This is a genomic window from Amycolatopsis sp. NPDC006131 (assembly GCF_040614175.1).
Classification (GTDB): Bacteria; Actinomycetota; Actinomycetes; order Mycobacteriales; family Pseudonocardiaceae; genus Amycolatopsis_E; species Amycolatopsis_E tucumanensis.
The window spans coordinates 44773-59179 of record NZ_JBEXTX010000013.1 but is presented as its reverse complement, the minus strand read 5'-3'; the positions used below and the strand labels follow the sequence as shown (position 1 = coordinate 59179).

At 72.9% G+C, this 14407-nt stretch carries 14 protein-coding genes; 8 read left to right on the top strand and 6 right to left on the bottom strand.

All coding sequences use genetic code 11. The features are described from left to right. Positions 1-61 precede the first annotated feature (61 nt). On the bottom strand, positions 62-784 hold the full coding sequence (locus tag ABZ215_RS10165) for a CPBP family intramembrane glutamic endopeptidase (protein ID WP_237334813.1): 723 nt from the start codon (positions 782-784) through the stop codon (positions 62-64). A gap of 152 nt (positions 785-936) precedes the next feature. On the opposite strand from ABZ215_RS10165, the gene ABZ215_RS10160 reads away from it, so the two are divergent. Both ABZ215_RS10160 and ABZ215_RS10155 read left to right on the top strand, forming a co-directional pair. Then, positions 937-1527, top strand: coding sequence for a hypothetical protein (locus ABZ215_RS10160; RefSeq protein WP_354949168.1), 591 nt, complete (start codon positions 937-939; stop codon positions 1525-1527). After that, on the top strand, positions 1524-1700 hold the full coding sequence (locus ABZ215_RS10155) for a hypothetical protein (protein ID WP_354709035.1): 177 nt from the start codon (positions 1524-1526) through the stop codon (positions 1698-1700). Before ABZ215_RS10160 ends, ABZ215_RS10155 begins: the two co-directional genes overlap by 4 nt. A 30-nt stretch (positions 1701-1730) precedes the next feature. On the opposite strand, the gene ABZ215_RS10150 is transcribed toward ABZ215_RS10155, so the two are convergent. The 3 genes from ABZ215_RS10150 to ABZ215_RS10140 all read right to left on the bottom strand — a co-directional run bounded on the left by ABZ215_RS10150 (position 1731) and on the right by ABZ215_RS10140 (position 4134). Beyond that, entirely contained in the window at positions 1731-2384 is a 654-nt protein-coding gene (locus tag ABZ215_RS10150; protein ID WP_354949166.1) for a response regulator transcription factor, read from the bottom strand. Positions 2385-2491: 107 nt separating this feature from the next. After that, positions 2492-3490, bottom strand: a complete 999-nt coding sequence (locus ABZ215_RS10145; RefSeq protein WP_027935860.1) for a zinc-binding alcohol dehydrogenase family protein — start codon at positions 3488-3490, stop codon at positions 2492-2494. Positions 3491-3561: 71 nt separating this feature from the next. Then, a complete protein-coding gene (locus ABZ215_RS10140; RefSeq protein WP_354949163.1) occupies positions 3562-4134 on the bottom strand; it encodes a helix-turn-helix domain-containing protein in 573 nt (190 codons plus the stop codon). An 88-nt stretch (positions 4135-4222) separates the two neighbouring features. Here ABZ215_RS10140 and ABZ215_RS10135 point away from each other — a divergent pair, with 88 nt between their 5' ends. Beyond that, entirely contained in the window at positions 4223-5095 is an 873-nt protein-coding gene (locus ABZ215_RS10135; RefSeq protein WP_354949161.1) for an NAD-dependent epimerase/dehydratase family protein, read from the top strand. Here ABZ215_RS10135 and ABZ215_RS10130 read toward each other — a convergent pair. Continuing rightward, positions 5092-6744, bottom strand: a complete 1653-nt coding sequence (locus tag ABZ215_RS10130) for a GAF domain-containing protein (RefSeq protein WP_354709136.1) — start codon at positions 6742-6744, stop codon at positions 5092-5094. The genes ABZ215_RS10135 and ABZ215_RS10130 overlap by 4 nt on opposite strands. Before the next feature lie 252 nt (positions 6745-6996). Here ABZ215_RS10130 and ABZ215_RS10125 point away from each other — a divergent pair, with 252 nt between their 5' ends. Genes ABZ215_RS10125 through nrfD form a run of 5 tightly spaced genes read left to right on the top strand, consistent with a single transcriptional unit; the run spans position 6997 to position 13540 of the window. Then, complete coding sequence (locus ABZ215_RS10125) at positions 6997-7911, top strand: nitroreductase family protein (protein WP_354949159.1); 915 nt, start codon at positions 6997-6999, stop codon at positions 7909-7911. A 29-nt stretch (positions 7912-7940) separates the two neighbouring features. After that, positions 7941-8369: a DUF6098 family protein gene (locus ABZ215_RS10120; protein WP_354949157.1), complete on the top strand. Its 429-nt coding sequence runs from the start codon at positions 7941-7943 to the stop codon at positions 8367-8369. Between the two features lie 58 nt (positions 8370-8427). After that, positions 8428-11700 (top strand): formate dehydrogenase, encoded by a 3273-nt coding sequence (gene fdh / locus ABZ215_RS10115; protein WP_354949155.1) that lies wholly within the window; start codon positions 8428-8430, stop codon positions 11698-11700. Beyond that, entirely contained in the window at positions 11697-12602 is a 906-nt protein-coding gene (locus tag ABZ215_RS10110) for a 4Fe-4S dicluster domain-containing protein (RefSeq protein WP_354949153.1), read from the top strand. The genes fdh and ABZ215_RS10110 overlap by 4 nt, the downstream gene beginning before the upstream one ends. Beyond that, on the top strand, positions 12599-13540 hold the full coding sequence (nrfD, locus tag ABZ215_RS10105; protein WP_354949151.1) for an NrfD/PsrC family molybdoenzyme membrane anchor subunit: 942 nt from the start codon (positions 12599-12601) through the stop codon (positions 13538-13540). The genes ABZ215_RS10110 and nrfD overlap by 4 nt, the downstream gene beginning before the upstream one ends. Here nrfD and ABZ215_RS10100 read toward each other — a convergent pair. Further along, positions 13518-14339 (bottom strand): MBL fold metallo-hydrolase, encoded by an 822-nt coding sequence (locus tag ABZ215_RS10100; protein WP_020417983.1) that lies wholly within the window; start codon positions 14337-14339, stop codon positions 13518-13520. The genes nrfD and ABZ215_RS10100 overlap by 23 nt on opposite strands. Between the last annotated feature and the right edge of the window lie 68 nt (positions 14340-14407).

Sequence of the window (14407 nt, the reverse complement as noted above, 5' to 3'; positions counted from 1 at the left end):
CCTAGTTCGACTGGCCCCACTGTCCTCGTCGTCGTGGTCGCCGCCCAAGGGCCGGAAGTCCCTAACCGGCGCGGCCTGCGAACCACGCGAGCACGAGCCCGCCCGAGTTGAGCGCCAGGTGCACCAGCGCGGGGGCCAGCACCCCGCGCCCGGCGTAGCGGAGCGCGCAGAGCGCGACACCGGCCACCGCGGCGCCGAGCATCGCCAGCGCCGACAGGACCGGCAGGGGCAGGGCGCCGACGGCCGCGTCGACGCCCGCGTTGCGGCGCAACGCCAGCGACGGCAGCAGGTGCCACAGCCCGAACAACGCGGACGCGCCGAGTACGGGCCGCCACCGCCAGCGTTCGCCGCCGCCCAGCAAGGCGGGCAGCACGCCGCGGAAGGCGACCTCTTCCACGAGCACGGTGCCGAGCGGGATCCGCACCAGCGCGAGCCACACCAGCTCGGCGGGCGGGTGCTGCCCGACGCGGCCGTCCTGGAACAGCGGCCGCAGCGCCGGCACGGCGAGGGCGACGCCGAAGCCGGCCGCGACGACCAGGCACGCGACGCCCCCGGTGGCCGCCGAACGGCGCCACTGCCGCCGGGACAGGCCGAGCTCGGCGAACCCGCGGCCGGACAGGCGCGCGAGTCCGATGAGGACACCCGCGGTCACCGCCCCGCACAGGGGGTAGGCCCAGCCGGGCAGCACGCGGTTGGCCAGTGTCGTGGCCGCGGCCAGCACCGCGACGGCGCCGAGGACGGCCGTGCGGCGGGTGAGCGGGGGAGCGGTGCCGGTGTCGCGCATCCACCCCAGTCTGCCCGCGCGCCGCCGGTTCCGCGTCCAAGGGACCAACGGCCCTTCACCTCCGGCCGCGCGGACGTCACGCTTGAGCCGGGTGGTGGAAGGACTCGGGACATGCGCGGCGGAACCGGGGCGGTGCGGGCGGGGGCAGGCCGGTGACGCCCGCACCCGAGTCGTGGCCCGCCCGGTTCTGGCGCCTGATCCACCCGGGCGGGCCGCTGGTGCGCCCGTGGGACCGCTGGGAGGCGCGCCTGCTGGTGACGGCGATCCTGCTGGCGGTGGTCGCCGTGCCGGTGGCGGGGGTCCTCGTGTCGGAGGTGTACGTCCGCCACGCCGAGCTGGCGCGGGCGCAGCAGGCCCACCGGACCCAGGTGACGGCCGTGGTGCTGGCCGACGCCGGGTCCTTCGTGGCAGGCGGACCCGCGGTGCAGGTGGCGGAGGTGCCCGCGTTGTGGCGGCTGCCGGACGGGACCGAGCGCAGCGGCCCGGTCAGCGTCCCGGCGGGCACGGACCAGGGCGCGCGGCTGCCGATCTGGGTCGACGGGGCGGGGGAGCCGGTGCCGCCGCCGCTGTCGGCGTTCAACGCGCTGACCATCGCGCTCAGCGTCGGCCTGCTCGGGTGGCTCGGCGTGGTGCTGGTGCTGACGCTCGTCGTGCTGGCGGTGCACCTCGCGCTCGACCGGGTCCGCGCGGCGGCGTGGGCGCGCGAATGGGAGACGCTCGGCCAGGGAAGGAGTGGACGATGAACGACCTGGAGAGCCGGAAGGCGGCGCGGGAGGCGCGGGTGACCGCGGCGTCCCGGACGGGCCGGCACACGACGGAGGAGATGGCGGAGTCGGCGATGCGGCGGTACTTCGCCGAGGAGGCCTACCGGGAGCGCGAGGAGCGGGAGCGCCGGGAACAGCACAAGGGTGTATAACGCCCTATACGGCGCGGCTTTTTCGAGAATTCATTCTTCACCCGTCACCCGCCTGCCCTCCCGCAGCTTCGTCGCGAGGACGGCGGCCTGGGTCCGCCGTTCCAGCCCCAGCTTGGTCAGCAGGCGGGAGACGTAGTTCTTCACGGTCTTCTCCGCGAGGAACATCCGCTCGGCGATCTGGCGGTTGGTCAGGCCTTCGCCGATGAGGCCGAGCAGCGTCCGCTCGCGGTCGCTCAGCGCCGCGAGCGGGCCGGTCTCGACGGCGTCCGCGCGCAGCTTCGCCATCAGGGTCGCGGCCGCGCGGGTGTCCAGCAGCGATCGTCCACTGCCGACCTCGCGCACCGCCGAAATGAGCTGCAGCCCCTGGATGTCCTTGATGACGTACCCGCCGGCACCGGCCAGGATCGCGTTGAGCATCGCCTCCTCGTCGGTGTAGGAGGTCAGGATCAGCACGTTCAGCTCGGGCAGCCGGGAACGCAGCTCGCGGCACAGCTCGATGCCGTTGCCGTCGGGCAGGCGGACGTCCAGCACCGCCACGTCCGGCCGCAGCGCCAGGACCCGGGACAGCGCCTGCGCGGCGGTGGACGCTTCGCCGACCACCGTCAAGGCCGGATCCGCCTCGAGCAGGTCGGCGACACCGCGGCGCACGACCTCGTGGTCGTCGACGAGGAAGACCTTGATCATTCCGCCATCCCTTCGCCACAGGGAACCCTCCCAGGCTACGGAAGCCCGGTCCGTCGCGACACGGCTTAGGTCCCCGATCCCAGGGGACCAAGGTCACCTGACGGACGTCAAGGGACCAGCACCGCCGCGCCGGTGACCCGGTCGGCCGCCAGGTCGGCGAGCGCCTGGTCGGCCTGGTCGAGGCTGTAGGCGGTGGTGACGATCCGCAGGTGGTGCTCGCCGGCGAAGTCCAGGAACTCCCGCGCGTCGCGGCGGGTGTTGGCGGTGACGCTGCGCAGGGTGCGTTCCTGGAACAGGTGGTGCTGGTAGTTCAGGGACGGGACGTCGGTCAGGTGGATCCCGGCGATCGCGAGGGTGCCGCCGCGGTCAAGCGCCGCCAGCGCGGGCGGGACGAGTTCGCCGGCCGGGGCGAACAGGATCGCCGCGTCGAGCGGTTCCGGCGGCGGGTCGGCGGCGTCGCCCGCGGAGGCCGCGCCCAGGTCGAGGGCGAGTTGCCGAGCCTGGGCGCTGCGGGTCAGGACGTGCACGGTGGCGCCCTCGGCGAGGGCGACCTGGGCCGCCAGGTGAGCGCTGGCCCCGAAGCCGTAGACGCCGAGGCGCCCGTGGTGGGGCAGGTCGGCCCGGCGCAGCGCGCGGTAGCCGATGATGCCGGCGCACAGCAGCGGGGCGAGCTCGGTGACCGAGTAGCCGCCGGGGAGCCGGTGGGCGTAGGCGGCGGGGACGGTGGTGAAGCGGGCGTAGCCGCCGTCGGCGTCCCAGCCGGTGTAGCGGGAGCGCGGGCAGAGGTTCTCCGTGCCGCGGCGGCAGTAAGCGCATTCCCCGCAGGTGCCGCGCAGCCAGGCCGCGCCCACCCGGTCGCCGACCGCGAAGCCGGTGACGTGCGGGCCGAGGGCCGCGACCTCGCCGACGACCTCGTGCCCGGGCACCACCCCGGTGCGGTGCACCGGCAGGTCCCCCTCGACGACGTGCAGATCGGTGCGGCACACCCCGCACGCGAGCACGCGCAGCAGCAGTTCGCGGTCACCGACGTCGGGCACCGGTTCGTTGCGGAGTTCGAACTTGCGGGTGCCCGGAGGCCCGGGCCGGAACACTCGCCAGGCGTGCATGATCCCAGCCTCGCCGAGCCAGGGGCGGCCGGTAAGGGCCGAAGGACCCTGGCGCGCCCGTGGGCGCGGGTTCAGGCGAGGGTGGCGGCCGCGGTGCGGAATTCGTCGAGGGCCTGGCGGGCGAGCTCGGGGAACGGCTGGTCGTTGGCGGGTTCGATCCACCGCTCGAACGCGCGGGTGAAGGCGCGGACGCCGAGGTCGGCGGCGAGGCTCGCGGCGGGGTCCGGCACGCCGCGCGCGGTGAGGGCTTCCGTCATCGCCGCGCCGAGACCGGCGCGTTTGAAGACCTCGCGTTCGCGCAGTTCCTTGTGGGCGGCGATGACGTCGTGCAGGCGGGGGCCGAACTCGCGTTGTTCCGGCACGAAGGTGGCGGTGACGGCGTCGAGGGCGGCGGCGACGGCTTGCAGCGGGGTGGCGCCGGCGGGTGCGCCGGCGATGCCGTCGGCGAGGAGCCGCGCGTGCACTTCTTGTCCGGCGAAGAGCACTTCGCGCTTGTCGGGGAAGTGGCGGAAGAACGTGGTCTTGGTGAGGCCGGCGCGTTCGGCGATCTGCGCCACGGTGGTCTTGTCGTAGCCCTGCTCGGCGAACAGGTCGATGGCGGCGCGCACCAGGCGCATGCGCGCGTTCGGTTCCCAGCGGCCCATGTGCACAGCCTAGGTGATGTGACTGAGTACCGTCACTTCCGCTACAGTGACGGTACTCAGTCACATCACTTTCAGCGGGAGGCTCCTCATGCAGGTTTTCGTCACGGGTGCCGGCGGTCACATCGGTTCCGCCGTCGTCACCGAACTGCTCCAGGCCGGGCACGAGGTCATGGGCCTGGCCCGTTCGGAGTCCTCGGTAGCCGCCGTGAAGGCGCTGGGCGCCGAGGTGCGCTTGGGCGATCTGGCGGACACCGACGGGCTGCGTGCGGCCGCGGCCGGCGCGGACGCGGTCGTCCACCTGGCCTTCGACAACGCCGCGGCGCTGGCCGGGGACTGGTCCGCGGCGGCGGCGGCCGACCTGGCCGCGGCGCGGGCGTTCGGCGAGGCGCTGGCGGGCACGGGCAAGGCCCTCGTCGGGATCGGGATGCCGGCCGTGGCGGACGAGGTTCTCGCGGCGAACCCGCGGCTCGCGACCGGGCGGCTGATCGCCGGGCTGGCCGGGCAGGGGGTCCGCGCTGTGCTCGTGGCGGTGCCGCAGGTGGTGCACAGCACGCGGGACCGGAGCGGTTTCGTGCCGACGCTGATCAGGATCGCGCGGGCGAGCGGTGTCTCGTGTTACCTGGGCGACGGCGCGAACCGCTGGCCCGCGGTGCACACGCTGGACCTGGCCCGCCTCTACCGGCTGGCGGTGGAGCAGGCGCCCGCGGGAGCGCAGCTGATCGCAGCTGCGGAGGAGGGCGTGCGGGTGCGGGACATCGCCGAGGTGATCGGCCGCCACCTGGGGGTCCCGGTGCGCAGCGTCCCGGCCGAGCAGGGCGCTGATCGCTTCGGGCCTTTCGCGCCGCTGATGAGCATTGACAACCCGTTGTCCAACGTGGACACCCGCCGCCTGCTCGGCTGGGAGCCGGTGCACCCTGCCCTCATGGCGGATCTCGAGGAGGGGCACTACTTCGCCGGTTAAGTCACCGGCGCGGACCAGGTCAGCCGGGTGCCGCCGCCGTCCAGCGCGGTCACCGAGCACGTGCCGCCGGCCTGGGTGGCGCGTTCGGCGAGGTTGTGCAGGCCGCTGCGGGCGACCTTGCCGGGGATGCCGGTGCCGTTGTCGACGACGTCGATGACGAGGTCGTCGTCGACGGAGACGGTGATCGTCAGGGTGGTCGCGCGGGCGTGGCGGACCGCGTTGGACAACGCCTCCCGGAGCACCGCCTCGGCGTGTTCGGCCAGGTCGCTGCCGACGACGCCGATCGGGCCGGACATCCGCACAGTGGTGCGCAGGCCGGTGTCGCCGGTGACCTCGGCGATGATCTCGTTGAGGCGCTTGCGCAGCTGGGTGGTGCCGTGCAGGCCGCCGTGCAGGTCGAAGATCGCGGTGCGGATCTCGGCGACGATGCTCTGCACGTCGTCGATCATGTCGGCCAGCCGCCGTTGGATGTCCGGGTTGCGGGAGCGCATGTGGGTGCTCTGCAACGCCAGCCCGTGGGCGAAGAGCCGCTGGATGACGTGGTCGTGCAGGTCGCGGGCGATGCGGTCGCGGTCGGAGACCACCTTGAGCTCGTTGATGGAGCGCTGGTCCTCGGCCAGTTGCAGGGCGAGCGCGGCCTGGTCGGCGAACGCGGCGGCGAGCGGGAGCTGGGTGCCGTCGAACGGGTCCTGGCCCGCCTTGCGCAGGGTGACCAGCACGCCGGAGACGTAGTCGCGGGACGCGCGCAGCGGCAGGACCAGCGCGGGCCCGAACTCGTGGGTGAGGTCGTAGGCGAGGTTCTCCACGCGGCGCGGCTGGGCGTCGGTGTAGGCGGCGCCGCAGCTGGAGCCCTCGATCGGAATCTCGCGGCCGATGAGCGGGTCGGAGTCCAGGCCCGCCGAGACGGTGACCGTCAGGTGGGTGACGTCGGCGGGCGGGAGGTCGGGGTCGTCGGGCTGGGCGATGAAGGCGTAGTCGGCGCCGGCGAGGGCGAGGGCGCGGTTGGCGATCAGGTAGAGGACGTCGGTGGGGTCGGCGGCGGCGAGCAGTTCGGCGCGGATCTCGCTGGTGGCTTCCTGCCAGCGTTGCCGCAGCTGGGCTTCTTCGTAGAGGCGGGCGTTCTCCACGGCGATGCCGGCCGCGGCGGCCAGCGCCTGCACGACGACTTCGTCGTCTTCGGTGAACGGCTGGCCGTTGCTCTTTTCGGTGAGGTAGAGGTTGCCGAACACCTCGTTGCGCACGCGCACCGGGACGCCGAGGAAGGTCTTCATCGGCGGGTGGTGCGCGGGGAACCCGGAGGACGCGACGTGCTGGGAAAGATCGTCCAGCCGGATCGGTTTCGGTTGCTGGATCAGCAGTCCGAGCAGGCCGTGGCCGGTGGGCAGGTCGCCGATCTCGCGGCGGGTGGCTTCGTCGATGCCCTCGTAGACGAATTCGGCGAGGCCTTCGCGGTCCTGGTTGAGCACGCCGAGGGCGCCGTAGCGGCAGTCGACGAGGTTGATGGCGGCGTGCACGATGCGGCGCAGGGTGGCGTCGAGTTCGAGACCGCCCGCGACGGCGAGCATCGCCTCGAGCAGGCCGTCCATCTGGTCGCGCGACTGCACCAGCTGCTCGATGCGGTCCTGCACTTCCCGGAGCAGTTCCCGCAATCGCAACTGGGACAACGTTTCCCGTAACCCGGACAAGGGTGGGGCCTCGTCGGAGTCGTCGGTCCCGGGCATAGCAGCCAGACTCGCATGTCACCTGGGAGAACACCAGTCAAAAGGCGAGGTGGCGCGGGGCGAGTTTCACCGCCGATAGGGCACAAAGGCCTCATCGGTGAGGACACCGTGCCCTCGTGGGGGAGCCGCGCGGCGGTGAAGAGTGGAGCGATCCTGGACCCTTCGCGGCAGGGAGCCCAGATGTCGTTCGCCCAGGACCCGGTGCGGGTCGCACTCGACGCGGCGGTCCGCGCGCCGTCGCCGCACAACAGCCAGCCGTGGCGGTTCGAGGTGGACGGTGACCGGATCGGGGTGTTCCTCGACCCGGACCGGATTCTGAAGGTAGCCGACCCGGATGGCCGGGAGGCGCGGCTGGCGTGCGGCGCGGCGGTGCTCAACGTTCGGCTGGCGTTGCGCGCCGCCGGCCGGGCCCCGGTGGTGCACCTGCTGCCGCGGCGGGACGTGCCGGAGCACCTGGCGACGGTGTGGGCGCGGGGGCGGGTGACCCCGACGCCCGACGACGTGGCGCTGGCGCGGGCGATCGCCTACCGGCGGAGCAACCGGCGGGCGTTCACGGCGCGGGAGGTGCCGGTGTGGGTGCGGCAGGCGCTCGTGCGGGCGGCTTCCGAGGAGGGCGCGCACCTGGCGGTCGTGGGGCGGGCCGGGCAGCTGGACGAGCTGGGGGTGCTGCTGCGGGAGGCCGAGCGGTTGCAGCGGGAGGACCTGGCGTTCCAGGACGAGCTGCGGCAGTGGACGGCGTCGGACGGGGCGCGGGACGACGGTGTGCCGGCGTCGGCGGCCGGGGCGGGTCCGGATTGGCCGTTCGACCGCAAGCCGCTGGTGGCGGTGTTGTCGTCGTACACGGACACGCGGCTGGCCCAGTTGCGGGCGGGGCAGGCGTTGCAGCGGGTGCTGCTGCGGGCGACGACGGCGGGGGTGAGCGTGTCGTTCCTGTCGCAGCCGGTGGAGATCCCGGTGTTGCGGGCGGCGGTGGCGCGGCTGGTGTCGGCGCCCGGGAATCCGCAGGTGGTGCTGCGGTTCGGGTACGGGTTCGCGGCGCCGGCGACGCGGCGCCGCCCGGCCGAGGCGGTGACGCGGTACACGGTGCACGGTTAAGCGGGGCCGTGGCGGGGCATGTGTGCGGCATGGCGGTCGAAGACTCGTTGCCCACCCTGCGCCGGCTGGCGGATCTGGCGGAGCTGCTGATCCCCGGTGCGGTCGTCTACGTGCGGTACTCGCCCGGTCCGGAGGCCGACGCGGAGCACCCGAGCACCGATCACGAGAGCGGGCTGGAGATGCCCGGGGTGTCGGTGAACCCGTTGAACGCGCCGGGCTGGTGGTCGTTGCCGGTGGAGGACTGGCTGGCGCGGCGGATCGTGCAGTACGCGCACCAGCAGGCGGAGGGGGCGCGGCCGTGGGTGCTGACCGGCAAGGAGATCGACTTCGGGCCGGACAACGAGCCGCTGCTGGTGGACGTGGAGCCGATCGCGTGGATCTCCGAGGACCTGGTGCGCGAGGCGCACGAGCGGTACCACTCCCGGCTGGACGCGGGGCGCGCGACGCACGAAGATTGATCGCGTGGGTTTGTCCCGCCCGGCGGGCGGGAAAGCGGGACGTGCCGGGAGGTGAGCGATGGGCGTGGGTGACTGGTTGCGGTCGTGGCCGGTCTACCGGCAGCTGACCGGCGCCGACCGGCTGGGCCGGGGCAGCGCGGCGCAGTCCGCCCGGTCGCACTCGCTGATGCCGCGCACCGCGTCCGCGGACCGGGTGGTGCACTCGGTGTGCCCGTACTGCGCGGTGGGGTGCGCGCAGAAGGTGTACGTCTCCGGCGAGCGCGTCGTGCAGATCGAGGGCAACCCGGATTCGCCGATCTCGAGGGGCCGGTTGTGCCCGAAGGGGTCGGCGAGCAAGCAGCTGGTGACCGGCCCGCAGCGGCAGGAGAAGGTGCTCTACCGCGCGCCGTACGCGACGGAGTGGCAGGAGCTGGACCTGCCGTCGGCGATGGAGATGGTGGCCGAGCGGGTTCTGGACGCGCGGCGGCGGGGCTGGCAGGACACCGACGAGCACGGCAACCCGTTGCGGCGGACGATGGGGCTGGCGAGCCTGGGCGGCGCGACGCTGGACAACGAAGAGAACTTCCTGATCAAGAAGTTGTTCACGGCGCTGGGTGCGATCCAGATCGAGAACCAGGCCCGTATTTGACACTCCGCCACGGTTCCCGGTCTGGGAGCCTCCTTCGGTCGCGGTGGCGCGACGGACTACCAGCAGGACCTCGTCAACTCCGACTGCGTGATCATCATGGGCTCGAACATGGCCGAGGCCCATCCGGTCGGGTTCCAGTGGGTGGTGGAGGCCAAGGCGCGTGGCGCGAAGGTGTTCCACATCGACCCGCGGTTCACGCGGACGAGCGCGCTGGCGGACCGGCACGTGCCGTTGCGGGCGGGCTCGGACATCGCGTTCCTGGGCGGGGTGATCAACCACATCCTGTCCAACGGGCTGGAGTTCCGGGAGTACGTGCGGGCGTACACGAACGCGTCGTTCCTGGTGCGGGAGGACTTCCGGGACACCGAGGACCTGGACGGGCTGTTCAGCGGGTACGACCCGGAGACGGGGTCCTACGATCCGGCGAGCTGGCACTACGAGAGCGCACGGCCGCGCGAGGGCCGGGGCAGCCGGTCGAAGGAGCAGTCCTCGCCCTACCAGCACGGTTCGGGCGGGCCGCCGCTGGAGGGCGGGGCGGACGACATCGCCGCGGATCCGACGCTGGAGCACCCGCGGTGCGTGTTCCAGGTGCTCAAGCGGCACTTCGCGCGGTATACGCCGGAGATGGTGGAGCGGACCTGCGGCGTTCCTGCCGAGGTGTTCGAAGAGGTGTGCCGGGCCTGGACGGAGAACTCGGGGCGGGAGCGGACCGCGGCGCTGGTGTACAGCGTGGGCTGGACGCAGCATTCGATGGGCGCGCAGTACATCCGGGCGGGGTCGATCATCCAATTGCTGCTGGGCAACATCGGCCGGCCGGGTGGCGGGGTGTTCGCGTTGCGCGGGCACGCCTCGATCCAGGGGTCGACGGACATCCCGACGTTGTTCAACCTGCTGCCCGGGTACCTGCCGATGCCGGACACCTCGCACGAGAGCATCGACGACTACCTGCACCTGGTGCGGGGTGACCGGCAGAAGGGGTTCTGGCGCAACGCCGACGCCTACCTGGTGTCGCTGCTGAAGGAGTACTGGGGCGACCACGCCACGGCGGACAACGACTGGTGCTTCGACTACCTGCCGCGGATCAACGGCGACCACGGCACCTACCGCACGGTCATGGACATGATCGACGGGAAGGTGTTCGGGTACTTCCTGCTGGGGCAGAACCCGGCGGTGGGGTCGGCGCACGGGCGGTTGCAGCGGCTGGGCATGGCGAACCTGGACTGGCTGGTGGTGCGGGACCTGGCGATGATCGAGAGCGCCACGTTCTGGAAGGACTCGCCGGAGGTGGAGACCGGGGAGATCGTGCCGGAGCAGTGCCGCACCGAGGTGTTCTTCTTCCCGGCGGCCTCGCACGTGGAAAAGTCCGGCACGTTCACCCAGACGCAGCGGATGCTGCAGTGGCGGGACAAGGCGGTCGAGCCGAGGGGCGACCAGCGCAGCGAGCTGTGGTTCTTCTACCACCTCGGCCGGATCCTGAAGGAGAAGCTGGCGACCTCGGCCGACGAGCGGGACCGGCCGCTGCGGGAGCTGTGGTGGGACTACCGGATGGAGCACGGCGACGAGCCCTCCGGCGAGGACGTGCTGCGGCGGATCAACGGCGTCGACCTGACCACCGGCCGCGCGCTGAACGGCTACCTGGAGCTCAAGGACGACGGCAGCACGGCGTGCGGGTGCTGGATCTACGGCGGCGTGTACGCCGATGAGGTGAACCAGGCGGCGCGCCGCAAACCGCACGACGAGCAGGGCCCGTACGAGTCGGAGTGGGGCTGGACGTGGCCGCTGAACCGGCGGGTGCTCTACAACCGGGCGTCGGCGGATCCGCAGGGCCGGCCGTGGAGCGAGCGCAAGAAGCTGGTGTGGTGGGACGCGGACAAGGGCGAGTGGACCGGGCACGACGTGCCGGACTTCGAGAAGACGAAGCCGCCGGACTTCCGGCCGGAGCCGGGCGCGTCGGGTCCGGACGCGCTGCACGGGGACGACCCGTTCATCATGCAGGCCGACGGCAAGGCGTGGCTGTTCGCGCCGAACGGGGTGCTGGACGGGCCGCTGCCCACGCACTACGAGCCGCACGAGTCGCCGGTGCGCAACCCGCTGTACGGGCAGCAGGGCAACCCGGCGCGCAAGGTGTACGGGCGGGTGGACAACCCGTCGAACCCGTCGCCGCCGGAGGCGCACGGTGAGGTGTTCCCGTTCGTGTTCACCGCGGCGCGGCTGACCGAGCACCACACCGCGGGCGGGATGAGCCGTCAGCTGCCGTACCTGGCGGAGTTGCAGCCGGCGTTGTTCGTGGAGGTTTCGCCGGAGCTGGCGGCCGAGCGCGGGCTGGCGCACCTGGACTGGGCGCACGTGGTGACGAGCCGGGCGGCGGTGGAAGCGCGGGTGTTCGTGACCGAGCGGATGCGGCCGCTGCGGATCGAGGACCGGGTGGTGCACCAGATCTGGATGCCCTACCACTGGGGGCACACCGGGCTGGTGGACGGCGACGTGGTCAACGACCTGCTGGGCGTGGTGGTGGATCCGAACGTGTTCATCCAGGAGAGCAAGGTGGCCACCTGCGACATCCGGCCGGGGCGGCGTCCGCGCGGCCCGGCGCTGCTGGCCTACCTGGAGGACTACCGCACGCGGGCGGGGATCACCGTGGAGACCGGGACGCGGATCGCCACGGCGCGTCCGGACAGCGCCCACACGGAGGAGCGGTCATGAGCAACAGCTTCTACGGCCCGCTGGACGACGTGGCGGGCGATGCCGGCTATTCCGGGCACCCGCCGCGGATGGGGTTCTTCACCGACACCTCGGTGTGCATCGGCTGCAAGGCCTGCGAGGTGGCGTGCAAGGAGTGGAACGGGGTGCCCGACGACGGGTTCGACCTGCTGGGCATGTCGTTCGACAACACCGGGATGCTGGGCGCGAACTCGTGGCGGCACGTGGCGTTCGTGGAGCAGGAGCGGCCGGGTGCGGTGTCGCCGGAGCCGGTGGACCTGGGGCTGCCCTCGTTCGACCTGCCCGGGGCGGGCAGCGGGGCGGAGGCCCGCACGGATTTCCGGTGGCTGATGAGCTCGGACGTGTGCAAGCACTGCACGCACGCCGGGTGCCTGGACGTGTGCCCGACCGGGGCGTTGTTCCGCACCGAGTTCGGTTCGGTGGTGGTGCAGCCGGACATCTGCAACGGGTGCGGCTACTGCGTGTCCGGCTGCCCGTACGGGGTGATCGACCGGCGCGAGGACGACGGCAGGGCGTGGAAGTGCACGCTGTGCTACGACCGGTTGCGGGACGGGCTGGAGCCGGCGTGCGCGAAGGCGTGCCCGACCGATTCGATCCAGTTCGGGCAGCTGGACGAGCTGCGGGAGCGCGCGGCCCGGCGGGTGGACGCGCTGCACGAGGCCGGGGTGACCGAGGCGCGGCTGTACGGGGAGAGCCCGGAGGACGGTGTGGGTGGCGACGGCGCGTTCTTCCTGTTGCTGGACGAGCCCGAGGTGTACGGTCTGCCGCCGGATCCGGTGGTGCCGACGCGGGACGCGGGGTCGATGTGGAAGTTCGCCGGCATGGCCGCGTCCGCGCTGGCGGCCGCCGCGGTGTCGGTGTTCTTCGGACGGGGCAGGGGATGAAGGAGCAGGTCGCGGTGCCCAAGGCCGAGTTCCGGTCCTACTACGGGCGGCCGGTGCTCAAGCCGCCGGTGTGGGAGTGGAAGATCCCGGCCTACCTGTTCACCGGCGGGTTGTCGGCCGGGTCGGCGATGCTCGGCGCGGGGGCGGACCTGACCGGCCGTCCGGTGCTGCGGCGGGCGAGCCGCGCCGGGGCGCTGGGCGCGCTGGTGGCGAGCATGTACCTGCTGGTGGCGGATCTGGGGCGGCCGGAGCGGTTCCTGCACATGCTGCGGGTGGCCAAGCCCAGTTCGCCGATGAGCGTGGGCACCTGGATCCTGGTCGCCTACGGGCCGGGCGCGGGGGTGGCCGGGGCGGCGGAGCTGGTGCCGCGGCGGTGGCGGGCCACGCTGCCCGGCCGTCTGCTGGGTCGGCTGGCACGGCCTGCGGGGTTGTCGGCGGCGGCGATCGCGCCCGGGGTGGCCTCGTACACGGCGGTGCTGTTGTCGCAGACCGCGGTGCCCGCCTGGCACTCGGCGCACCGCCAGCTGCCGTTCGTGTTCACCGGGTCGGCCGCGGCCAGCGGCGCCGGGTGGGGCATGGTGTGGGCGCCGGTCGCCGAGGCGGGGCCGGCGCGACGGCTGGCGGTGCTGGGCGCGGCGGCGGAGCTGGTGGCGTCGAAGGTGGTCGACCAGCGCCTCGGGCTGGTCTCGCAGGCCTACACCACTGGCAAGGCGCACCGGCTGCGGAAGTGGTCGGAGTACCTGACGCTGGGCGGCGCGGCCGGTGCGCTGGCCGGGCGGCGCAGCCGGGCCGTGCAGGTGGTGTCCGGGCTGGCGCTGCTGGCCGGCAGCGCGTTGCAGCGGTTCGGGGTGTTCGAGGCCGGTGTGGAGTCCACGAAGGACCCGCGGTACGTGGTGGAGCCGCAGCGGGACGCGATCAACCGGGTGAGCGGGCGCTGAGCAGGTTCGCCAGCGAGAAGGACTCGCCGCGGGCGAGCAGCCGGACGTCGGTGGCCGGGTGGCGGCGCGCGGCCTCGGCGAGGAAGTTCGACACCGGCGAGGTGAACTTGCCGTAGTCGTCGAAGTGCACCGGCACCACGTGGGTGGGGTTCATCAGCTCCAGCATCCGGCCGCCCTGCCGGTCGTCCATGGTGACCAGCACGCCGAGGACGCGGGTGCCGCCCAGGTGCAGCACGGCCAGGTCGATTTCTGGGTAGCGGCGGCGGATCCCGGTCAGCTCGTCGTGGATGATCGTGTCGCCGCTGACGTAGATCCGCAGCGTGGCCGCGCCGGGGTGCGGGGTGTACTCCCAGATGCTGCCCATGACCGGCGGCAGGATCCGGTTCAGTGGGCCGCGCGAGTGGCGTGCGGGGACGGCGGTGACGGTGAGCTGGGCGTCGCCGTCGCGGAAGGTGTCGCCGCCCCAGGTGGGCAGGGCGACGGTGGCCTGGAAGCCGCGTTTGGCCAGCCTGCGGGCGGCGTGCTCGGTGGTCAGGATCGGCACGTCGGCGGGCAGGTCCCGGCGGGCGACCCGGTCGAAGTGGTCGCCGTGGAGGTGGGACAGCACGACACCGTCCAGCGGGGGCAGGTCGGCGACCTGCGCGGCCGGTTCGGTGCGGCGCCGGGACACCAGGCCCTGCCCGAAGTGGGACCACTGGCCGCGGTGCAGGAAGTTCGGGTCGGTCAGCACCGTGAACGGCCCCAGCCGCACCAGGGTGGTGGCGGTGCCGATGAAGGTGAGCGAGTCGGCGGGGAACATCAACGGCCCTTCCGGTCGGTGTCCGGTACGGCTACCCACCGCGGGGCGGATGATTCGCGCGCGGCTGG